General features: G+C 28.7%; 21 protein-coding genes. All 21 read left to right on the plus strand.

The window, feature by feature from the left end; all coding sequences use genetic code 11:
• Position 1: 1 nt before the first annotated feature.
• The 21 genes from AMRN_RS04335 (at position 2) to AMRN_RS04435 (ending at position 24161) form a co-directional block, all read left to right on the plus strand.
• Positions 2 to 706: a DedA family protein gene (locus tag AMRN_RS04335; RefSeq protein ID WP_099311647.1), complete on the plus strand. Its 705-nt coding sequence runs from the start codon at positions 2 to 4 to the stop codon at positions 704 to 706.
• On the plus strand, positions 687 to 2093 hold the full coding sequence (locus AMRN_RS04340) for a leucyl aminopeptidase (protein ID WP_099311759.1): 1407 nt from the start codon (positions 687 to 689) through the stop codon (positions 2091 to 2093). Before AMRN_RS04335 ends, AMRN_RS04340 begins: the two co-directional genes overlap by 20 nt.
• A gap of 225 nt (positions 2094 to 2318) precedes the next feature.
• Positions 2319 to 3527 (plus strand): nucleotide sugar dehydrogenase, encoded by a 1209-nt coding sequence (locus tag AMRN_RS04345; protein WP_099311648.1) that lies wholly within the window; start codon positions 2319 to 2321, stop codon positions 3525 to 3527.
• Between the two features lie 435 nt (positions 3528 to 3962).
• A complete protein-coding gene (locus AMRN_RS04350; RefSeq protein ID WP_099311649.1) occupies positions 3963 to 5054 on the plus strand; it encodes an NAD-dependent epimerase in 1092 nt (363 codons plus the stop codon).
• A 35-nt stretch (positions 5055 to 5089) separates the two neighbouring features.
• Entirely contained in the window at positions 5090 to 6229 is a 1140-nt protein-coding gene (gene wecB / locus AMRN_RS04355) for a non-hydrolyzing UDP-N-acetylglucosamine 2-epimerase (RefSeq protein ID WP_099311761.1), read from the plus strand.
• Positions 6229 to 7422, plus strand: coding sequence for a UDP-N-acetyl-D-mannosamine dehydrogenase (gene wecC, locus AMRN_RS04360; RefSeq protein ID WP_099311650.1), 1194 nt, complete (start codon positions 6229 to 6231; stop codon positions 7420 to 7422). The genes wecB and wecC overlap by 1 nt, the downstream gene beginning before the upstream one ends.
• 9 nt (positions 7423 to 7431) lie before the next feature.
• The gene (locus AMRN_RS04365; RefSeq protein ID WP_099311651.1) at positions 7432 to 8514 is read left to right on the plus strand and encodes a DegT/DnrJ/EryC1/StrS family aminotransferase; all 1083 of its coding nucleotides are present in this window, start codon (positions 7432 to 7434) and stop codon (positions 8512 to 8514) included.
• Positions 8507 to 9016: an acyltransferase gene (locus AMRN_RS04370; protein ID WP_099311652.1), complete on the plus strand. Its 510-nt coding sequence runs from the start codon at positions 8507 to 8509 to the stop codon at positions 9014 to 9016. The genes AMRN_RS04365 and AMRN_RS04370 overlap by 8 nt, the downstream gene beginning before the upstream one ends.
• The gene (locus AMRN_RS04375) at positions 9009 to 9965 is read left to right on the plus strand and encodes a Gfo/Idh/MocA family protein (protein WP_099311653.1); all 957 of its coding nucleotides are present in this window, start codon (positions 9009 to 9011) and stop codon (positions 9963 to 9965) included. The genes AMRN_RS04370 and AMRN_RS04375 overlap by 8 nt, the downstream gene beginning before the upstream one ends.
• On the plus strand, positions 9962 to 10921 hold the full coding sequence (locus AMRN_RS04380) for a dTDP-glucose 4,6-dehydratase (protein WP_099311654.1): 960 nt from the start codon (positions 9962 to 9964) through the stop codon (positions 10919 to 10921). Before AMRN_RS04375 ends, AMRN_RS04380 begins: the two co-directional genes overlap by 4 nt.
• The gene (locus AMRN_RS04385) at positions 10918 to 11997 is read left to right on the plus strand and encodes a DegT/DnrJ/EryC1/StrS family aminotransferase (protein ID WP_099311655.1); all 1080 of its coding nucleotides are present in this window, start codon (positions 10918 to 10920) and stop codon (positions 11995 to 11997) included. Before AMRN_RS04380 ends, AMRN_RS04385 begins: the two co-directional genes overlap by 4 nt.
• The gene (locus AMRN_RS04390) at positions 11994 to 12938 is read left to right on the plus strand and encodes a methionyl-tRNA formyltransferase (RefSeq protein ID WP_099311656.1); all 945 of its coding nucleotides are present in this window, start codon (positions 11994 to 11996) and stop codon (positions 12936 to 12938) included. Before AMRN_RS04385 ends, AMRN_RS04390 begins: the two co-directional genes overlap by 4 nt.
• Before the next feature lie 32 nt (positions 12939 to 12970).
• On the plus strand, positions 12971 to 14149 hold the full coding sequence (locus AMRN_RS04395) for an N-acetyl sugar amidotransferase (RefSeq protein WP_099311657.1): 1179 nt from the start codon (positions 12971 to 12973) through the stop codon (positions 14147 to 14149).
• The gene (gene hisH / locus AMRN_RS04400; protein WP_099311658.1) at positions 14146 to 14763 is read left to right on the plus strand and encodes an imidazole glycerol phosphate synthase subunit HisH; all 618 of its coding nucleotides are present in this window, start codon (positions 14146 to 14148) and stop codon (positions 14761 to 14763) included. The genes AMRN_RS04395 and hisH overlap by 4 nt, the downstream gene beginning before the upstream one ends.
• A gap of 1 nt (position 14764) precedes the next feature.
• Entirely contained in the window at positions 14765 to 15526 is a 762-nt protein-coding gene (locus AMRN_RS04405) for an AglZ/HisF2 family acetamidino modification protein (RefSeq protein WP_099311659.1), read from the plus strand.
• A 20-nt stretch (positions 15527 to 15546) separates the two neighbouring features.
• Positions 15547 to 16602: an acyltransferase family protein gene (locus tag AMRN_RS04410; RefSeq protein ID WP_099311660.1), complete on the plus strand. Its 1056-nt coding sequence runs from the start codon at positions 15547 to 15549 to the stop codon at positions 16600 to 16602.
• Positions 16603 to 16615: 13 nt separating this feature from the next.
• Positions 16616 to 17674 carry a glycosyltransferase family protein gene (locus tag AMRN_RS04415; protein ID WP_099311662.1) on the plus strand — a complete coding sequence of 353 codons (1059 nt, stop codon included), beginning with the start codon at positions 16616 to 16618 and terminating at the stop codon, positions 17672 to 17674.
• Positions 17671 to 18933: a lipopolysaccharide biosynthesis protein gene (locus AMRN_RS04420; RefSeq protein ID WP_099311664.1), complete on the plus strand. Its 1263-nt coding sequence runs from the start codon at positions 17671 to 17673 to the stop codon at positions 18931 to 18933. Before AMRN_RS04415 ends, AMRN_RS04420 begins: the two co-directional genes overlap by 4 nt.
• Positions 18930 to 20135, plus strand: a complete 1206-nt coding sequence (locus tag AMRN_RS04425) for a hypothetical protein (protein WP_099311666.1) — start codon at positions 18930 to 18932, stop codon at positions 20133 to 20135. Before AMRN_RS04420 ends, AMRN_RS04425 begins: the two co-directional genes overlap by 4 nt.
• Positions 20132 to 22315 (plus strand): bi-domain-containing oxidoreductase, encoded by a 2184-nt coding sequence (locus AMRN_RS04430; protein ID WP_099311668.1) that lies wholly within the window; start codon positions 20132 to 20134, stop codon positions 22313 to 22315. Before AMRN_RS04425 ends, AMRN_RS04430 begins: the two co-directional genes overlap by 4 nt.
• The gene (locus AMRN_RS04435) at positions 22299 to 24161 is read left to right on the plus strand and encodes a heparinase II/III family protein (RefSeq protein WP_099311670.1); all 1863 of its coding nucleotides are present in this window, start codon (positions 22299 to 22301) and stop codon (positions 24159 to 24161) included. The genes AMRN_RS04430 and AMRN_RS04435 overlap by 17 nt, the downstream gene beginning before the upstream one ends.
• Position 24162: the final 1 nt, after the last annotated feature.

Below are 24162 nucleotides of genomic sequence, written 5' to 3' on the forward strand. Positions count from 1 at the left end.
GATGGAAAAATTTTTTAAAAAAATACAACCACACTCTGGGAAAATTTTAACTTTTATAGTGCTTATTTTTTTCTCATATCTAGCATATAATTTATATCATGCTCCTGTAAGTGGTTTTGAAAATAAGTTTGTTTATTTGCTTAAAGAGCATGGTTATATCATACTTTTTGCTTGGGGTATGTTAGAGGGAGAAGCAGGTCTTGTAATGGCTGGACTTTTATCTCACACAGGCGATATGAATCTATATTTTGCTATTTTTGTAGCAGGTCTTGGTGGATTTGCTGGTGACCAAGTATATTTTTATATAGGAAGATTTAACAAAGGTTATGTTCATAGAAAGTTTAAAGGACAAAGACGAAAGTTTGCCCTTGCACATTTGCTTTTAAAAAAACATGGTTGGCCAATAATCTTTATGCAAAGATATATGTATGGTATGAGAACAATCATACCAATTTCAATAGGTCTTACAAGATATAGTGCAAAAATGTTTGCTTTTATAAATCTGCTTTCTGCTTGGCTTTGGGCTGCTATTACTATCGTGCCTGTTTGGTATTTTGGTGAAGAGATTTTGAAAGTATTACATTTTTTAAAAGAGCATTGGTATTTTGCCTTACCATTTGCAATAATCTTTGGTGGAAGTATAATTTACTATTTTAATAAAGCTACTAAAAAAAAGGATAAATATGTTGAAAATAAACTTAGTTGATAAAGAAAAAAAACTAAAATCAGGTTTAGAGATAATCATCTTAGATGACTTAAACAATACAAAAGATAAAAAAGTATTAAAAACACTAAACTTTGAAGCAAAAGATGAGTGTTGTGAGCTTTTATTACAAAGCTCAAAAATATATGTAGGATGCGAAGCAAATGACTATGATAGCATAGCAATAGCTGTTGCAACTGCTATAAAAAAGTTTACTTCAACTACACTTAAAAGTGCAAAGATTCACTTAAAAGATACAAAAAATTTAAAAGCAGTAGTTGAGGGTGCTCTTTTGGCTGATTATAAGTTTACAAACTACAAATCAGAACAAAAGAAGATTAAAAAACAAGAGTTTAATATAGTTGTTGATGAAGTAAATAAAAAATTAGAAGATACTTTAAATGAGTCAATAATCATAAGTGAGGCTGTAAATAAAGTAAGAGATATGGTAAATACTACACCTGGTGATTTTTACCCTGAAATCATGGCAGAAACAGCAAAAGATATCGCAATGGAAACTGAACTAGAGTGTAAAATATTAGATGAAAAATATTTAGAAGAAAACTCTATGAATGCAATGTTTAGTGTGGGTATCGCATCAGTACATGAATCAAAACTTATTCATTTAGCACACAAACCAAAAAATGCCAAGAAAAAAATAGTGCTTGTAGGTAAAGGTCTTACTTATGATTCAGGAGGATTATCTTTAAAACCAGCTGATTTTATGACAACTATGAAATCAGATAAATCAGGAGGTTGTGCAGTACTTGGTATCGCTTATGCAGTTGCTAAGTTAAACCTACCAATTGAACTACATGCAATAGTAGGTGCTGTTGAAAATATGATAGGTGGAAATGCATATAAACCAGATGATGTTTTAACTGCAAAAAATGGTAAAACAATAGAAGTTAAAAACACAGATGCAGAGGGAAGACTTGTACTTGCTGATTGCTTATGTTATGCACAAGATGAGATAGAAGATATTGACTATATTTTTGATTATGCAACACTTACAGGTGCTTGTGTAGTAGGAGTTGGTGAATATACAACTGGAATCATGGGAAATAATCAAAAACTAAAACAAGAAGCAGTAAAACATGCCTTAGCTTCTGGAGAGTACGCAACATCACTTGATTTTAATAGATTTTTAAGAAAAACAATAAAATCAGATGTTGCAGATATAAATAACATAGCAAGCACAAGATATGGAGGAGCAATCACAGCTGGGATTTTCCTTGATAACTTTATAAAAGAAGAAAACAAAGACAAATGGATACACTTTGACATAGCAGGACCTGCATATGTTGAAAAAGCATGGGGATATAACCCTTTTGGAGCAAGTGGAGCTGGTGTAAGAATGACACTAGAGTTTTTCAAAAACCTAAAATAAAGAAACCCCAAATCTCGGAAACCCGAATTCATTCGGGTTTTATCTTTGCACATTTTTTGCACGGATGAATCCGCGCCTCCAAAACACCATGCACGAATAAATTCGAGCCTCCAAACTCTGGAACCTCGAATTCATTCGAGGCACTATTCCCCTTTCTACTTACCTAACCAACTATTAACCACTTTTTATATACAATAAAAACAAAAAATCAAGGTATAAACTATCATGCAAAATAAAAATTATAAAATAGCAATAGCAGGTACTGGATATGTAGGACTATCAAACGGAGTTTTACTTTCTCAATACAATGAAGTTGTTGCTCTTGACATTATCCCTGAAAAAGTAGAACTATTAAACAATAAAAAATCACCAATAGAAGATAAAGAGATTGAAGAGTATTTACAAACAAAAGATTTAAACTTTAAAGCAACTTTAGATAAAAACGAAGCATATAAAGATGCTGATTTTGTAATCATTGCAACACCTACAGATTATGACCCTAAAACAAACTATTTTAATACAAAAAGTGTAGAATCTGTAATAAGCGATGTTTTAAGTATCAATCCAGAAACTTTGATGATTATTAAATCAACTGTTCCAGTTGGATATACAAAATCTTTGGAAGAAAAGTTTGACACACAAAATATCATCTTTAGTCCAGAGTTTTTAAGAGAAGGATTAGCTTTATATGACAACTTATATCCAAGTAGAATAATAATAGGTGAACAAAGTAAAAGAGCTGAAATCTTTGCAACACTTCTAAATCAAGCAGCAATAAAAGAAGATATAAACATACTTTATACAAACTCAACAGAAGCAGAAGCAATCAAACTTTTTTCAAATACATATCTTGCTATGAGAGTAGCTTTTTTCAATGAACTTGATTCTTATGCACAAACTCATAACCTAAGTACAAAACAGATAATTGAGGGTGTAGGCTTAGATCCAAGAATAGGAAGTCACTATAACAACCCAAGTTTTGGATATGGAGGATATTGTCTTCCAAAAGATACAAAACAACTAAGAGCAAACTACCAAGATGTACCAAATAACCTAATAAGCGCAATAGTAGATGCAAACAGTACAAGAAAAGATTTTATCTCTGATAGTATCATAAAAAAAGCAAGAGAACTATCAAGTGATACAAAAGAGATCAAAGTAGGTATATACAGACTAGTGATGAAATCAGGAAGTGATAACTTTAGAGCAAGCGCTATTCAAGGAATCATGAAAAGAATCAAAGCAAAAGGTATAGAAGTAGTAGTATATGAACCAGTACTAGAAGAAGAAGACTTCTTTAACTCAAAAGTTATAAAAAACTTAGAAGAGTTCAAAAAAACAAGTGATGTAATAGTAGCAAACAGAATCTCAGAAGATATAAAAGATGTAGAAAACAAAGTCTACACAAGAGACATCTTCAACAGCGATAGCTAAAGGAATCTTGAATAAATTCGGGGCATTTTTTGCACGAATAAATTCGAGCCTCCAAATCTCGGACACCCGAATTCATTCGGGTCTTTCCACTTTGCACACTTTTTGCACGGATAAATCCGCGCCTCCAAAACACTCTCATTTCCGGAACCCCGAATTCATTCGGGGCATTGCACGGATAAATCCGCGCCTCCAAAACACCATGCACGAATAAATTCGAGCTTCCAAAACTCGGACACCCGAATTCATTCGGGTCTTTCTTTACACACTTTTCACACGAATAAATCCGCGCTTCCAAAATAGCTAAATGGAACCTCTAATTCATTCGAGCCACTACAAAAAATCACAAAAAAGTTTCAAAAATGTCACCTAGATTAACCAAAATTAAAACATAGTTTAAATATAATATTAGCCATAAAAATAAAAGGTAATAAAGATTTGAAGATACTAGTAACAGGAACAGCAGGATTTATAGGTTATCATCTAACTAAAAAACTTCTGCAAAGAGGAGATGAAGTAGTAGGACTTGATAATATCAATGATTATTATGACCAAAACTTAAAATATGCAAGATTAAATGAACTAGGAATAAACAAAGAAGATATAGAAGCTGAACTTTTATCTTCATCTACAATAAATAGTACAAAATATTCAAATCATAAATTTATAAAAGCAAACCTTGAAGATACAGAAACTATAAATAGAATTTTTCAAGAAGAAAAATTTGATGCAGTATGTAATCTTGCAGCACAAGCTGGAGTTAGATACTCACTTGAAAATCCACATGCATATATCCAAAGTAATATAGTGGGATTTTTAAATATCCTTGAAGCTTGTAGAAATTTTGATGTTAAAAACTTATCATTTGCAAGTAGTTCATCTGTTTATGGATTAAATAAATCACAACCTTTTAAAACTATAGACCATACAGACCATCCTGTGTCTCTTTATGCTGCTACAAAAAAATCAAATGAAATGATGGCACATTCTTATGCCCATCTTTATGGTATATGTACTACAGGTCTTCGGTTTTTTACTGTTTATGGTCCATATGGAAGACCAGATATGGCACCTATGCTTTTTACAGACGCAATACTAAATAATAGAGAAATAAAAGTTTTTAATCATGGTGATATGAGCAGGGATTTTACTTATATAGATGACATAGTAGATGGCGTTATAAAAGTAATAGATAATCCAGCTAAGCCAATAGAAACTTCAAGTTCATTGAATGCTGATTTTGATAAAAATCTTCCATTAGATAAGTCAACAGCTTCTTATAAAATATATAATATAGGAAATAATGCTCCTATAAAACTAATGGATTTTATAAATACTCTAGAAAAAGCCATAGGTAAAGAAGCTAAAAAGAACTTTTTGCCAATGCAAGATGGAGATGTAAAAAGTACCTATGCAGATGTAAGTGATTTGATAAATGATTTTGAATATAAACCAAATACAATACTTGAAAATGGTATTAAAAAGTTTGTAAAATGGTATAAAGAATTTTATGAAATTAAAGGGAAATAAATTTAATGCAAAAACAAAGTAAAATAATTTCTGAAATGAAAAAAGTATTATTAGTATTTGGAACAAGACCAGAAGCTATAAAAATGGCTCCACTAGTAAAAGCATTTGAAAATGAATCTAATATTGAAGTAAAGGTATGTGTAACAGCACAACATAGAGAAATGCTTGATCAAGTACTAGAATTGTTTGACATTAAACCTGATTATGATTTGAATCTTATGAAACCAGGACAAGATTTATATGATATTACATCAAATGTACTTTTAGGATTAAAAGGTGTATTAAGTGAATTTAAACCTGACATAATGCTTGTACATGGTGATACTACAACTACAAGTTCAGCTAGTTTAGCTGCATTTTATCAACAAATAAAAGTAGGTCATGTAGAAGCAGGACTTCGAACAGGGGATATATATAGCCCATGGCCAGAAGAAGCTAACAGACAAATTACTGGTGTATTAGCTAATTATCATTTTGCACCTACTTCTGCAAGTAAAAACAATCTTTTAAAAGAAAACAAAGACCCTAAAAATATTATCGTAACAGGAAATACAGTAATAGATGCACTATTTTTAGCATTAGAAAAAATAAAAAACAATAGTGAACTAAAAAACAAAATCCACCAATCACTAATTACTAATCACTATTCACTACAAGATAATCGTAAGATTATCTTGGTAACAGGTCATAGAAGAGAAAATCACGGTGAAGGTTTTATAAATATATGTGAAGCATTAAAAACTATTGCAGTAAATAATCCTAACATAGATATAGTTTACCCAGTACATTTAAATCCAAATGTTCAAAAACCAGTAAAAGAGATACTATCAAACACTTCAAATGTATATTTGATAAATCCACTTCAATATGAACAGTTTATTTATATGATGGACAAATCATATTTTATCATAACTGATAGTGGAGGAGTGCAAGAAGAAGCACCATCTTTAGGTAAACCAGTATTAGTTATGAGAGAAACAACAGAAAGACCAGAAGCAGTTGAAGCTGAAACAGTTAAGTTAGTAGGAACTAATAAAATAATAATTATAGAAGAAGCACAAAAGCTTATAGATGATAAAGCAGAATATGAAAAAATGAGTAAAGCACATAATCCTTATGGAGATGGTAAAGCTTGTGAAAGAATTGTAGAATTTATAAAGGGAGTAGAATTTTAATGACTAATAAAAAAATATGTGTGATAGGACTTGGATATATAGGACTTCCAACAGCAGCACTTCTAGCAAACAGGGGATATGAAGTACATGGTGTAGATGTAGTACAAAGTACAGTTGACACTATAAATCAAGGTAAAATCCATATTGTGGAACCTGAACTTGATACCTTTGTAAAAAGTGCAGTAAATAGTAATAAGTTAAAAGCAAGTTTAAAGCCTGATGTTGCTGATGTTTTTATAATAGCAGTACCTACTCCTTTTCATAAAGGCTATGTTCCAAACACTGATTATATTATAAGTGCAACAAAAGCAATAGCACCATATGTAAAAGAAAATAATATAGTAATATTAGAATCAACTTCTCCTGTGGGAACTACAGAACTTGTCGAAAAAACTTTAAAAGAAGAAAATGTAAATACATCTAAGCTTTATATATCACATTGTCCAGAGAGAGTTTTACCAGGCCATATCATGAGAGAATTGGTAGAAAATGATAGAATAGTAGGTGGTCTTACACAAGAAGCTACAGAAAAAACTGTAGAATTTTATAAAACTTTTGTAAGTGGAGATGTACTAAGTACAGATGCAAGAACAGCTGAGATGGCAAAACTAACTGAAAACTCTTTTAGAGATACAAATATAGCCTTTGCAAATGAACTTAGTATGCTTTGTGATAAGTTTGATATAAATGTATGGGAATTGATAGAACTTGCAAATAGACATCCAAGAGTAAATATCCTTCAACCAGGAGCTGGTGTTGGAGGTCATTGTATAGCAGTTGACCCGTGGTTTATAGTACATGCAGGTGGAAAAACAGCTAAGATGATAAAAACAGCAAGAGAAGTAAACACATACAAAACAGAGTGGGCTATAGAAAAGATAAAAAATGCAGCATTAGAATTTAAAAATGCAAATGGAAGAAAAGCAAAAGTAGCTTGTATGGGATTGTCTTTCAAGCCAGATATTGATGACTTAAGAGAATCACCTGCTCTTTATATAGCAAGAAGACTTAAAGCTGATGGTTTAGATATATTAGCAGTAGAACCAAATATAGAAAGTCATGAAGAATTAGAAATTATTGATTATAGAAAAGCTTTAGAAGAAGCAGATATAATTACTTTTCTAGTAGCTCATAAAGAATTTAAAAATATTAATATTAAAACTGATTTAGATTTTTGTGGAATAATTAAATAGGAAGAAAAAATGAAAATAAATTTTATAGATTTACAGGGACAATATCAAAAGTATAAAAAGGAAATTGATAAAGAAATACAAGAAGTATTAGATACATCTATGTATATTGGTGGAAAAGTTAAAGAACTTGAAGAAAATTTAGCAAATTTTGTAGGTTGTAAACATGCAATAGCTTGTAGTAGTGGAACAGATGCTTTACTTTTGGCATTGATGGCTTTAGATATAAAAGCAGGTGATGAAGTTATAACTACACCATTTACATTTATTGCTACAGCTGAAATGATAGCATTTATAGGAGCAATTCCAGTTTTTGTTGATATTGATGAAAAAACATATAATATTGATGTAACGCAAATAGAAGAGAAAATTACAGCTAAGACAAAAGCTATCATGCCAGTATCTCTTTTTGGTCAAATATCTAATATGGATGTAATTAATAAAATTGCAAAAAAACATAATATTAAAGTTATTGAAGATGCTGCTCAAAGTTTTGGTGCTACTTATAAAGGTATAAAATCTTGTAATCTTTCAGATATAGGTACGACATCATTTTTCCCCGCAAAACCACTTGGATGTTATGGTGATGGAGGAGCTGTATTTACAAACAATGATGAGCTTGCTTCTAAAATAAGAATTTTTTTAAACCATGGGCAAACTCAAAGATATAAACATAGTCATATTGGTATCAATGGAAGACTTGATGCTATGCAAGCTGGTGTTTTAAATATTAAGTTAAAATATTTTGATAAAGAAATTGCACAAAGAGGAATAGTTGCTAAAAAATATAATGAAAATCTAAAAGATATAATTATTCCATTTGTGGAAGAAGATAATTTATCTGTTTGGGCTCAATATTGTATAAGAGTAAAAGATAGAGATGCAATGCTGAAAAAATGTGCAGATAAAGGCGTTCCAACTGGAGTGTATTATCCAATACCTTTACACCTTCAAGAAGTATTTCAGTATTTGGGATATAAAAATGGAGATTTCCCTATTACTGAAAAAGTTTCACTAGATATAATGGCACTCCCAATGTCTGCATTTTTAACAAAAGAAGAACAAGATTATATTATCGAGGTAGTAAATGGCTAATAATATTTATATTCATTCAACTGCAAATGTTTCCGAACAAGCAAAAATAGGTGAGGGTACAAAAATATGGATTAATTCTCAAATTAGAGAAAAAAGTGAAATTGGAAGTAATTGTATTATTTCAAAAGATACATATATTGATACAGAAGTAAAAATAGGAAATAATTGTAAAATTCAAAATAGTGTATCAGTTTATCATGGTGTAACCATAGAAAATGATGTTTTTGTAGGGCCAAATGCTTGTTTTACAAATGATAAAGTTCCAAGAGCATTTGACCTTGAGTGGAAAATTACTCCCACATTAGTAAAAAAAGGTGTTAGTATAGGTGCAAATGCAACTATAGTATGTGGTATAACTTTAGGTGAATATTGTATGGTGGCTGCTGGTAGCGTAGTGACAAAAGATGTAGAACCGTATAGTTTAGTGATGGGAAATCCAGCTAAACATTATAGTTACGTAGACAAAATGGGAAATAAAATAGAAGGTAAGCCAAATGAGTAGTAATGTTGTAAAAATAGGGCTTTTAGGTGTTGGTAAGATGGGACAAAACCATCTTAGAAATCTTGCTATGTTAAAGCAATTAGAAATAGCTTTTATATTTGACTTTGATAAAGAGGTTTGTGAAAAAATGTCTAAACTATATAATGTACCTATTTCACAAAACCTTGATGAAGATTTGCAAAAAGTAGATGGGGTAGTTATAGTTACTCCTACTTTTACACATGCAGATTATATAAAACAAGTATCAAAATACGTAAAAAATATATTTGTAGAAAAACCATTAACTGATACTCTTGAATCTAGTAAAGAAATTGTAGAACTTACGAAAAAATTAAATCTTAATATACAAGTTGGATTTATAGAAAGATATAATTCTGCAGTTGTTGCTCTTGAAAAAGTAATAAAAAATAGTAATAACATTATAAATATAGATTTTTCTAGAACTAATAAAGTTAGTTCTAGAATTACAGATGTTGATGTAATAATTGATTTAATGATTCATGATATTGATTTAGCACTTACTTTTAATGGAAAACCTAAAAAAGTTGAGGCTCATGGATATGTAAAAGATGGTATGGCTGAATATGCAAGAGCTATAATAACACATGAAAATGGTTCATTTTCTAATGTTGTAGCAAGCAGAATTACTGAAAAAAGAATAAGACATATAAGTGCTACTTGTGATGATATGTATATTGATTGTAATTTACTTAGTAAAGAAGTTCATGTAAATAAACAATCAATAGAACAATATCTTGATAATGTATCAATTTCTTCAAAATCTGAAACAGTTGATGTTAGACCGCAAGAAGGACTATTACTTGAACTTATGGATTTTGTAAAAATTTGTCAAGGTGAAAATGTAAAAGTAGCTAATGAAGATGATGGATTACTTGCTATGGAAGTAGCCAATGAAGTACAAAAACAAATTATGGAAGCAAATAAATGAGACCAAATATAAAAAATAGCACTATTCTTGTAACAGGTGGAGCAGGATTTATAGGAAGTCACTTAGTTGATAGGCTTATCAATGAAGGTGCGAGTGAAGTAATTGTAGTAGATAATCTTTTTGTTGGAAGTGAAGACAATTTAAAAGATGCTATTTCAAAAGGAGCTATACTTTATAAAGATGATATTGAGATAACTTCATCACTAGATTATATTTTTGAAAAGCATGATATTGATATTGTATTTAATTGTGCTACAAAAGCTTTAAATTACTCTTTTGTAAATCCTAAAAATGCATTTGATACAAATGTGAATGGTGTATTAAATATTTTAGAACACCAAAGAAAAGGACATTTTAAAACACTTGTCCATTTTTCTACTTCTGAAGTGTATGGAAGTGCCGTATATGAGCCAATGGATGAAAAACATCCTGTAAAGCCAACTACAACATATGCAGCAGGAAAAGCAGCAGCTGATATTGCTATTCATAGCTGGGTAAATATGTTTGATTTAGATGTTTTTATAGTAAGGCCTTTTAATAATTATGGTCCAAGACAAAATTATAAAGGTTATTTAGCAGGAGTTATTCCTATTACAGCATATAGAATATTAAAAGGAATAAGTCCTGAAATACATGGTAGTGGATTACAAACAAGAGATTTTATATATGTAGAAGATACTGTAGATGCTATTATAAAGCTTTATCCACTTATGGAAAAAGCAGATAGTATAAATATATCAACTGATGGTCAAATTTCAATGAAAGAAGTAATTTATAATATAGCTGATATTATGAATTTTAAAGGTGATATTATTAATAAACCTGAAAGAGGTGCAGATGTAAAATCACATAATGCAAGTAATAAAAAAGTGAAATCTATGATTGATTACCAATTAACGCCATTTGACGAAGGACTTAAAAAAACAATTGAATGGTATAAGGAAAATATAAAATGATAAAGCTTATAAAACCTTATATATCTTTTGAAGAAGTTCAAAATGAATTTAAGCAAATCTTCGATAGTGGGTGGTTTACAAAAGGTAAATTTGTAGAAGAATTTAGAAATGAAATTAAATATTACACAAGAGCTGAGTATTGTTATCTTACAACTTCTGCTACTACAGCTCTTACTATGGCTCTTAAAGCCATTGATGTAAAGGCTGGTGATGAAATAATATTATCAGATTTTTCTTTTCCTGCAACATCAAATGTAGTAGAAGATATTGGTGCAACACCAATTTTTGCAGATGTTGATTTGAATACTTTTAATATGCTTCCAAAACAATTGGAATGTAAAATTACTTCAAAAACAAAAGCAGTTATATTTGTAGATGCTCTTGGAAATCCTAGTGGAATTCATGAGATTAAAAAGATATGTGAAAAATATAATTTACCACTTATAGAAGATGGAGCTTGTGCGATAGGAAGTAGTGAGTTTGGTGTGAGATGTGGAAATATAGCAGATATTACCTGCTTTAGTTTTCATCCTAGAAAATTACTTACTACTGGCGAAGGTGGAGCTATAACTTTCAATGACTCAAAATTTGTAGATTTTTTCGAAATCAAATTAAATCATGGTGCAAAAGTTGTGAATGGTAAGTTTGATTTTGTAGATTATGGATACAACTATAGAGTACCAGAACTTCAATGTGTAATGGGAATAAAACAAGTTAAAAAACTAGATAAGATAGTAAAATCAAGAAATTTGATAAGAGAACAATATATTCAATTACTAGAGCCGTTAGGTTTTCAAGTACAACAAATATCTCGTGATGTAGTTTACAATGTCCAATCTTTAGTCTTTAAAGTACCAGAAAATATAAATAGAGATGAATTGATTAAATACTTAAAACAACAAAATATTGAAAGTACTATTGGTACTTATTGTTTAAGTCGAGGAACTTACTATGCTAAAAAATATAACGATGTTCAACCAAATGCAAAATATTTAGAGGAGAATACTATTACATTACCTTGTTATGATGAGGTAGATATAAAGTATATTTCTGAAAAAATCAAAGAGTTTGTATGAAAATAGTTTTTTTAGGTTGTACAAAGTTTAGTGAAGAATTATTAAATTCATTAATAGATAATAATATTAATATTTCTGCAATATTTACTATACCACAAGAATTTACTATAAGAAATAATGAAAAAGTAATAAATAGAAATTATGTAGATATGTCTTCAATATCAAAAAGTAATAATATCCCACTTTATTTTGTTGATGAAAATAATAAACTATCTTCTTATGAAAATATTATTAGAGATATTAATCCTGATATAATATTAGTATTGGGATGGTATTATATAGTTCCAAAAGTAATTAGAGAGATTCCAAAATATGGTGCATGTGGTATTCATGCTTCATTGTTACCAAAGTATGCAGGTTGGGCTCCTCTTGTGTGGGCAATAATAAATGGAGAAAAAAAAACTGGAGTTACATTTTTTCAATTTGATGATAGTGTTGATGGTGGAGATATAATTTCACAAGAAAGCTTTGATATTAATATTGAAGATACAATTAAAGAAGTATATGCAAAAGCAACTAAAAAGTCTGCTGAAATATTAAATAGAACACTTCCTATTATGGAAGAGATTAAGTTTAAGAAGCAAAATAAATCTAAATTAGAGATATGGGATAAAAGAAGTCCAAAAGATGGAATATTAGATTTTAATAAAACTTGTATTGAGATTTATAATTTTATTAGAGCTCAAACTATTCCTTACCCTTGTGCTTTTACTTATTTAGGAAAAAACAAATTTAAGATTATTAGTGCAAAAATGTCAAATATTGATAGTAGTATGTATAAAAATGGTAGTATCGTTTTTATAAATAATACTTATTCTGTAAGTACAGAAGATTATTTTATTGAATTTGATAAGATAGAAATAAATAATGTAAGGTATAATTTTAAAGATTATGTTATTGATAATGGATTAGAAGGTGAAGTTTTTTCTAATATTGAATAAATAAAAATTATTAAGTTAAAAGAAGGATAATATTGTCTACTGAAACTGATTTAAAAACTGATTTAAAAGTTTGTTCTAAATGTATATACGATGAAAGAGTTTCATATATTACTTTTGATGATAAAGGTGTTTGTAAATATTGTCATCAATTAGAAAGTTTAAAAGAAGAATATGGAACTGGAACAAAAAAAGGTGAAGAAAAATTTTTTCAGATAATTGAAGAGATAAAAAAAGCAGGAAAAGGTAAAAAATATGACTGTATTATTGGTGTAAGTGGTGGAACAGATTCATCATATATGTTATACTTAACAAAAAAATGGGGATTAAGACCTTTAGCAGTACATTATGATAATACATGGAATAGTGCGATTGCAACAGAAAATATAAGAAAAGTTTTAACTGCATTAGATATTGATTTATATACTCATGTAACTGATAATAAAGAAGCAGATGATATATTCCGCTCATTTTTTTATGCAGATGTCGCTGAAATTGAAGCTTCAACTGATTTAGCACTTGCAGAAGTAATGTATAGAGTTGCTTGGAAGTATAAAGTAAAATATGTTTTGGAAGGTCATTCTTTTATGGAAGAAGGTATTACTCCTGTTGGTAGAAATTATTTTGATGGTAAATATATAAAATCAATACATAATAAGTTTGGGAAGTTACCTATGAAATCATATCCATTAATGACTTTTTCAAGATTCTTATTTTCAACAATGTTTGCAAAAATTCAAAAGATTAGACCTTTTTGGTATATTGATTATAATAAAGAAGACGCAAAAAAATTTTTACAAAAAGAATATAATTGGAAATATTATGGAGGACATCACCTTGAAAATAGAATGACTGCATTTTTTCATAGTGTATACTTACCTCAAAAATTTCATACTGATATGAGAAATAATACACTTGCTGCAATGGTAAGAAATGGAAAAATGAGTAGAGTTGATGCTTGGAATGAATATAATGAACCTCCTCATTTAGAAAAAGATTTGGTTGAATATTTTAAAAAAAGACTTGAACTTAGTGATGAAGAGTATGAAGAAATTATGAATAGAGAACCAAAGTCGTGGAGAGAATATCCTACATATAAAAAAAGATTCGAATTATTAAGACCTTTATTTAAAGTATTAGCAAAGGCAAATCTTGTGCCAATGAGTTTTTATCTAAAATACTGCTTTCCAATGCCTAAGGATGAGAAAAAATGATTACTATAGTAGATTATGGAATGGGAAACCTAGGTTCTATAAAAAATATGTTTAAATATATTGGAGTAGAATCAACTATTGAAAATGATGTAGATAAAATAAAAAATGCTTCAAAGATACTTTTACCTGGAGTTGGTTCATTTGATACTGCTATGAAAAAGATAAATGAAAAAGATTTAAAAGAAGTATTAAATGAAAAAGCATTAAAGGAACAAGTGCCAGTTTTAGGTATTTGCCTTGGTATGCAACTTTTAACTAATTCAAGTGAAGAGGGAAGTTTATCAGGACTTGGGTGGATACCTGCTAAAACAATGAGCTTTAAAAATAGAATTGATAAAGAATATAAAATTCCTCATATGGGTTGGAATATAGTAAATAAATCTAATGAAAGTTTATTAATTCATGGATTTGAAGAGTTTGATGAGACAAGGTTTTATTTTGTACATTCATATTTTGTAAAAGTTGAAAATGAAAAAAATTCTATACTTAAAACAGATTATGGTGTAGAGTTTGATAGTGCTATTCAAAAAGATAATATCTTTGGTGCTCAGTTTCACCCTGAAAAGAGTCATAAGTTTGGTATGAAACTTTTTGAAAATTTTGCAAGGATATAAAATGTTAAGAACAAGAGTAATACCATGTCTATTATTAAAAAATGAGAGCCTTGTAAAAACAGTGAAATTTAAAGAGTATAATTACATTGGTGACCCTGTAAATACTGTTAGAATATTTAATGAATTAGAAGTAGATGAATTGATGTTTTTAGATATTTTTGCTTCAAAAGAAAATAGAAATATAAATTTTAAAATTTTAACTGACATTGCAAATGAATGTTTTATGCCTCTTAGTTATGGTGGAAATATAAAAAGTTTGGATGATGCAAAAAAAATATTTGAAATAGGATTTGAAAAGGTTGTGATAAATTCCAATGCTTTTAATAATATTAAACTTATAGAAGAAATATCAAAATACTTTGGAAATCAAAGTGTAGTAGGCTCAATAGATATAAAAAAGTCATTTTTTGGAAGTCAAAAAATTTACTCTCATCATGGGAAGTATAAACAAAGTATAGAGGTACTAGAGTGGGTGAAAGAGCTTGAAAAAGCTGGTGTAGGTGAACTATTAGTTACTTCTATTGATAAAGAAGGAACATGGGATGGTTATGATTTAGACTTAATAGAAAGTATAACTAGTAATGTTCAAATACCTGTTGTTGCAAATGGTGGTTGTGGAAAAATTGAACATTTAGGTGAAGTTGTAAAAAAAGCTAAAGCATCAGCTTGTGCAGTTGGTAGTATGGTTGTTTATCAGAAAAAAGATATGGGAGTTTTGGTAAATTTTCCAGATAGAAAAAATTTGGAAAAATACTTAAATTAATATGGCAGTAAAGATTTTTAATGGTTAAAGATGGTCAAAGAATTTATTTTTGTGATGAATTAAGAGGTTTCGCTGCTTTCATAGTTATGCTAGCACACTTTACAGTTGGATTTAATGCTTTAAATGGGTATTTGTACAATCCCAAAGAGGGAGAGATTTTTCCAAGTTGGTTTATAAACTTATTGCCAATAGATGGTGCCTTCGGCGTAGCTATTTTCTTTTTAATAAGTGGTTTTGTAATACCTTTATCTTTGTCAAATAGGACATCAATTAAATTTATTCAAGCTAGGGTAATTAGAATTTATCCTTTATATATAATAAGTGCTTTAATTTCCGTTTTATTTATATATATTTTTAATTTATATGTAGGTGATTTCTCAGATACTTTTGAAATCTACTTAAAAAGTGTTACTCTTTTTCGAGACTGGATTGGTGGAGTTGCTATTGATGGAGTTGTTTGGACTTTAGAAATTGAAATGAAATTTTATTTATACGTTGCATTGTTTTTATTTGTATTAAGGAGATACCCTGAATATTTCGTTTTAGCTCCAGCTGTTGTGACTATAGTGTGTATTTTATTATTTAAGTTTGATATAAACTACCCATTATTAGGCTTATCAATAAATACTATAATTTATAATCTTGGATATATAACTTATATGAATATAGGCGTAGTCCTTTTTTTATTATATAAGAATAAGTTTTCAATTAAAAAGTCAATTATAATTATAACTTTTTTATTTTTTGTATCTCTATTTTTTTTATATGAAAGATATAATGTAAACTTTTTGGTGATTAAACTGTATGTTTTAGCATTTATTATCTTTATTTATCTTTTTAAGTTTAGATCAGATAAAAAAGGTATTTTTTCAGGTTTTTGGGCAAATATCAGTTACCCTTTATATGCAGTACATTCCACTGTCGGATTTAGTTTATTGAGCTTTTTTACTTATAAAATTAGAATTAATATTTTTGTATCATTGTTTTTAGTAATTATTATTGTGATTTTTTTATCGTGGATTCTTCATAAATATGTAGAGTTACCATCTTTAAAGAAGAGTCAGAAAATAAAATAGAAGGAAGTTTATAGTGGAAGATAAATATATATTGCAATTTGGAAGTTTAGCTGGCTGGCCTTATAAAATAGCAAAAGAATTAAGGAATAGAAGTATAAATAGCAAAAATGTTATTTACTTAGATAGTGAGTGGAAAGATTTAAATAGAAGATTAAAATTTGATAGAGCGTTATATAAAAAAAGTGATAATATTTTTATAAAAATTTATAATTTACTTAAGTATCTACATGATGTACCTAAAGAAGTGTCACTAGTACATTATCATAGTTCAAATATTTTTTTTAGAGAATTACATTGGTTATATGAAGGAAGATTATATAAAAAACATAATATACCAATGATTATAACTTTTGGTGGAGGAGATGTTAGAGAGATTAAATTAGCTAATGAATTAAATGAGCACTTTTTCTTAAAAAATTCATTTTCTACATTTATAAGGGATATAAAAACAAAAATTAGATTTTGGTCATGGAGTAAAAGACTTGATTATGTAGTAACTGATCCTGAATTTATAGACTATGCTAAGCCATATTTTAAAAAGGTTTTTTTATTCAGACAACCTGTTGATTTATCACTTATTGATTGTATATATCCAGATGAAAATAATGATATACCTAGAATATTGCATATTCCTACTGAACCAATAGTAAAAGGTACAGTATATATAAAAGAAGCAGTAAAAAGACTTGAGGAAGAAGGTTATAAATTTGAATTTGTTTTAAAAAGACAAATAACACAAGAGGAAATGTATAAAGAAATAACTAATTGCGATATATATGTTGATGAATTGAGATGTGGTTCTCATGGTGTTACTGCAGTTGAGACTATGGCAGCAGGTAAACCAACTATAACATACATAAGAGATGATTTAAAATCTAAGTTTCCTCCTGAACTACCTCTTGTTATTGCCAATCCTGATACTATATATGATGTATTAAAAGGCCTTATTTTAGATTCTAAAAAAAGATATGAAATAGGAAAAAATAGTAGGACATATGTTGAAAAATATCATGATGTAAAAGTAGTAGTTGATGATTTATTAAAAATATATGAAGAGATTTCAAATAAATGATAAAAAATTTTCTTGAAAATATTTATAATAAGGGTTTTTTTCACTTACTTGGCTCAAACTTTTTAGTTCAGTTTTTTGGTTTTGGTTTAGTATTATTTTTAGGAAAGATTCTTTCAGCTGAAGAGATTGGAAATATTAAAATAATTCAATCATATAGTTTATTTTTTATAACATTTGCAACTTTTGGTGTAAATGTTGCATTATTAAAAACTGCATCTGAGAAAAGACCAAAATTTGAGAAGAAAGCTATTTTAAAGAAGAGTATTGTAATAGTGCTTTTCTTTAGTATCATTTCTATTTTTTTACTATTTACTTTATTAAAACTTGGATTACTAACAAAAAATGAAGATATTGAGTATTGGCTATATAGATATTCAATAGTAATACCTTTTGCTGCATTAGGTTATTTGTTCCTTGCATATTTTCAAGCATTAAAAGAAATAAAAAATGTTGCAAAGTTTCAAGTCTTAATTAGGTTAATTTTTATTGTATTAATTTTTATATTTACTTATTTATATGGTTTTAGTGGTTTGATTTATTCAACTATTATTTCATACATACTTGGTACTATTATTTTTTTCAAACATCTAGATAGAAATTTATTTAAGTTTAATATTGACAATTCTAAAATTAAGAAATTTAATAGCTATGCCTTCTTTTCATTTATTGGTATGATAATTACAGTTGTGGGAAAGAATTCAGATATTTATTTATTAGATTATTTAGAAGCTGTTAAGGATGAAATAGGGTATTATTCAATTGCCATAATATTTTTTATGGCAGGTAATGTTATAAATGGAACAGCACAATCTATTATCACACCTCATTTTAGTGAAAATGAAAATAATTATACTTGGCTGAAAAATAATTTACTTAAGTATCAAATATTAATGATTCCTTTTTCTATTGTAGTGTCTTTATGTTTATATCTATTAGCTTATATTGTAGTTAATTACTATTATGGTCAAGAGTATAGTCAAGTGCTTGATATTCTTATCTATTTACTAGTGAACTATTTAATTATATCTACATATACTATCACAGGTGGTGCATTAGTTGGTTTAGGAGTTATACATAGTAGTATATATATAGTTTTAATTTCTACATTTAGTAGTTTGTTAATAGGATATTATTTGTTTTTTTCTTGGGGAGTTTACGGTGTTGCAATTGGACAAATTATAGGTTCAATTGTCAATTTTATATTAATCACATTACTTTTTATTTATCATATTAAAAAGATAAAAAGGAATTATATTTGATTTTAAATATAACAACAATATATTTAATACTGATTATTGTACCAATATATTTCTATTTAAATGGTACTGTATATAATACTTCTGGATTTGAAAGTGCAAAAGTATTACCCTTATCATATTACATAACGTTTTTAATTGGATTATATGTATTAATAACTAAAAAATATAAAATTAGTTTTATTGATATATTCATTTTATTAAGTTTGATTATAGCTATAGCTACTCTAACTTTCTCTATATTAATTCTTGATTTAAAAACAGTTAATTTAAATCTTTTTCTATTGTACTTTATTCCCCAAGTTTTTTCTTATATTATAGGAAAAGAAATATCAAAGAACTACAATCTTGACTCCACGATTAAAATATTATCAATATCACTATGTACATTTATTTCAATTCATTTTTTAGATACGTTATTGAATAAAAATATTTATGATGCAATTATTAATAGAGGAACTGATAATATTTTCTATTTTATGACAATTTATCAAAAACTTGTTTCTTATCCATTGGTATTATCAATAATATTATTTTTAACATTATTTAGTAATATAAAATATAAATATATCTATTCATCTCTTATATTTTTTGAAATAGTTGTTAGTGCAGCTAGAGAACCACTTGCAATGTTGCTATTTATGTTTTTATTATTTTTTCTACTAAATATTAAAAATATTTCAATATTAAAAATATTAAAAGTCATATCTCTATTATTTTTTAGTTTGGTTTTAATTGTTCTTTTTCTTGATATAGAAGATTTATATATTTATAATAAACTTATGTTAATATTTGATTCTTCGATGGAGGGATATGATTTATCAGGAGGTCGAATAGAACAAATCTTAAGATTTTTAGAATACTTACCAAACTTAAATATAATTATTGGTGAAGGTTTTTTAATTTCAGAATATTTTCCAGAAGGTACGTTTCATAATCAATGGATAGAATATTTTGTAAAAGGTGGATTGTTTTTTTTCTTGAGTATGCTTTTTATTTTTATTTTTGCAATAAAAAAAGCTTTAGTATTATCAAAGTATGATAGAAAATTTCAACTAGTTGCAATAATATTAATTACATTATTATTAGTGAGTTTTAATATAAACACACCTATGAGAACACCTTATTCATCAATTATAATTTGGTTAATAATAGGTTATGTGTCAAACGGAATTAATTACAAAAAGGATAAAATAAGATTATGAAACAACTACTACAAGACCTTAAAAAGGGTGAAATATTATTAGAAGAGATACCTCTTCCAAACTGTGGAGCAAATGAAGTACTTATAAAAAGTGAGCGAAGTTTAATCTCTCCAGGTACAGAGCGAATGCTTTTAGAGTTTGGTAGAGGGTCTTACATACAAAAAGCAAAAGCTCAACCAGACAAAGTAAAGATGGTACTAGATAAGATAAAAACAGATGGACTTGTCCCTACACTTGAAACTGTATTTGCAAAACTGGGAGAGCCTATGCCTTTGGGGTACTGTAATGCAGGGACTGTTATAGAAGTAGGTCGTAATGTCACTGAGTTTAAAGCTGGTGATAGAGTAGTATCTAATGGGGCTCATAGTGAGATAGTAGCCGTAGGTAAAAATCTTGTGGCAAAGATACCTGATGGTGTATCTTTTGAACAAGCTTCATTTACTGTCATAGCATCTATTGCCTTACAAGGTATAAGACTATTTCAACCTACGCTTGGTGAAAAAGTAGTTGTGATAGGTCTTGGGCTTATAGGTCAGATCACTATGGAGTTTTTAAAAGCAAATGGATGTGAAGCAATAGGGGTAGATATAGATAATGGCAAAGTGGAACTTGCAAGGTCAAATGGCTTTATAGCATTAAACCCAGCAAATGGAGAAGACCCTATATCTTTTGTGGCAAACCATACAGATGAGATAGGAGTGGATGGTGTGATTATCACAGCTGCTACAAAGTCAAATGGACCACTAGAACAAGCAGCAGAGATCACAAGAAGAAAAGGTCGTATCGTAGCAGTGGGTGCAATTGGTATGAACATACCACGACCACCTTTTTATGAAAAAGAGATAGCTTTTCATATTTCTAGTTCTTATGGTCCTGGAAGATATGATGACAAGTATGAGGTAGAGGGGATAGACTACCCAGTAGGATATGTAAGATGGACTGAAAATAGAAACTTTCAAGCTATACTACAACTTCTTTCAAGTGGTGGACTAAACTTTGATTATCTCGTAACACATAAGTATAAGTTCATAGAAGCTCCAAAAGCTTACAATGAGATACTAAACAATCGAGATGCATTGGGTGTAGTACTAGAGTATGAAACAAAAGAGAATGTAAAAGTAGAGAAAAAAGTAAATCTTGTAGCTTCAAATAGCAGTATTACTTCAAGTAAAGTTGGAATTGGTGTTATAGGTGCTGGAAACTTTACAAAACTGATAGTTCTTCCTATACTTAAAGATTCAACTGCAAAGCTTGTAGGGATATCTAGTAGTAAAGGACTCTCTAGTTCACTTGCAGCTAAAAAGTTTAGCTTTGAGTACAGTACTACCGACTACAAAGAGCTTTTAAAAGATGAAAAAATTAATACTATCTTTATAACTACTAGACACAACAATCATGCTAGTTTAGTTATAGAATCACTTGAAGCTGGAAAAAATGTATTTGTAGAAAAACCACTTGCTGTTGATATGGAACAGTTAGCAGAGGTAGTGAAATGTTGTAATAGATTAGCAAGTGAAAGCAGACTTCCAAAACTGATGGTAGGGTTTAATAGAAGATTTTCACCATTTATCCAAGATATACATAAAAAAACAAAAGGTAGAAGTAGCGGACTTGCTATGAATATGACTATAAATGCAGGAGCCTTACCAAAAGATCTTTGGGTGCATGACCCTATTGTAGGTGGTGGTCGTATTATTGGTGAGGGTTGTCACTTTATAGATACTATGAGCTTTTTAGCAAATAGTGAAGTTGAGTCTGTAAGTAGTGTAGCACTAAATAGCCAAAAAGAGTTAGCTATAAAAAATGATAATGTGATATTAAATCTTAGATTTAGAGATGGCTCAATAGGAACTCTTAGTTATCTTGCAAATGGAAATAAATCATATCCAAAAGAGCAGATGAATCTGTTTTGTGAAGGGAAAGTTTTTGAGCTAGATAATTATAAAAAAGTAGATGCATACGGTGCTAGTGGTATGAAAAAATGGAATCAAGATAAAGGACACAAAGATGAGATGGTAGGATTTGTACAGAGTATCAAATCTTCAAAAGAAAATCTTATATCTTTTGAGTCATTAGTAAATACTACACTTGCAACATTTGCACATGTAAGATCACTTGAAGAAAACAGAGTAGTTCAAATAAGTGAATTAGAAGATGAGTTAAATGAGCTTATTAAATAAAGCCAAACCAATATATGAGTACATCAAGCTTATGGGGTTTGATTGGTTCGTATTTAGAGTAAAGTATGAGCTACTTAAAAAGATAAACTATTTTGATAAGGTCAATAACAAAATACTTAAAAAAGTCTCTAGTTATGATGTGAAAAATTTTTATTATAAAAAAATTGACTTAGTAAATAAAGACTTTATTGGAAGTAAGTCATTTATAGAAAAAGCTGATAATGCTTTGAGTGGTAAAATATTTGCTTTTTCAAATGAGTATTTTGATTATAATGAAGATGGAAGTATCAATTGGCAGATGAATCCTATCTCAAAAGTTAAGGCAGACAGTGCAATAGCATGGAATAGATTGCCAGACTTTGGAGAGTATGGAGATATAAAGCTTATATGGGAGGCTTCTAGGTTTCCTCAAGTGTATTACTTTATAAATGCTTATAGCATTACAAAAGATGAAAAGTATGCTAAAGAATGTATAGCTCAGATGTTGGAATGGATAGAGAAAAATCCATACCCGCTAGGAGTAAACTATAAGTGTGGTCAGGAGATAAGTTTTCGAATCTTTGCTTGGATAAATGCACTTGAATATTTTAGAGAGTTTTTTACTAAAGAAGATGAGCAAAAGATAGTACAGAATATTTATACTTCACTTCTAAGAGTAGATGCAAATATAGATTATGCAGCTAAATCAGTTAAAAACAATCACTCTATAAGCGAAGCTGCTGGACTTTTTATAGGTGGACTTTTATTTCCTCAGTTTAAAGAGTCAAAATATTTTGTAGAAAAAGGTTTGAATTATTTACTAAAAGAGACATCATATCAGGTATATAGTAATGGTTCATATATTCAACACTCTTTTACTTATCAACGACTTGCTTTAGATGTACTTTCTTTTGTGATGGTTGTATCAAAAGAGATGAACTATAACTTACCGATAGAACTAGAGCAACGACATCAAAAAATGATAGAGTTTTTAAACTCTTTTGTACAACAAAATGGATGGCTTCCAAATTATGGCTCAAATGATGGGGCAAACTTATTCCCACTAACAGGTGATAACTATAGAGACTTTAGAAGTAGTTTAAACTTTGCTAGCGTAGTAAATAGGGCTTATAGTCTGTTTGAAGGACATAAAAAGTTAGTAGAGTTTTTTTCTTTAGAAGATAAAGAAACTAGAGAGTTAGATAAAAAAATAAAATTTAATGATGGTGGATACTATATATTAAAAAACAAAAACTTTTTTAGCTTTCTTAGATGCCATAGCTACAAAGATAGACCAGCTTCAAATGACATGTTTCATCTTGATATTTGGAGTGATAATAAGAATATATTTTGTGATGCAGGGTCGTATTCATACAACACTGACAAAAAGTTTAAAAACAATTTCATAGGTGTCATTGGACATAACACTGTGATGATAAATAATTCAAATCAGATGGCTCAAGTATTGAACTTTGGATACTCAAACTGGACGAAAGCAAAATGTATTGATTTTGATGAAAATCATTTTTTAGGTGAGAACTACGCATACAAAAAAGAGTTTGGAGTAGTTCACGAAAGAGATATAAAACTAGAAGATGATAAAATAATAGTAATAGATAATATAAAAAATATTAAAGAAGATACAAATATAAAACAAATTTGGAATACAAAGTTTGATATAGATAAAATAGATGAATATAGCTTGAAAGTTGATGAGTTTATTATCTCTTCAAATATAAGACATAAAGTAGAGACTAGTTATATATCTGATTATTATAACTTTTATGATGAGGGTATTAGAATAGTTTTTGAGATTGATACTCCTAAAGACTTTGAGATAAAAACAATAATAGAAAAAAAGGACTGAT

This window comes from Malaciobacter marinus, from assembly GCF_003544855.1.
Classification (GTDB): Bacteria; Campylobacterota; Campylobacteria; order Campylobacterales; family Arcobacteraceae; genus Malaciobacter; species Malaciobacter marinus.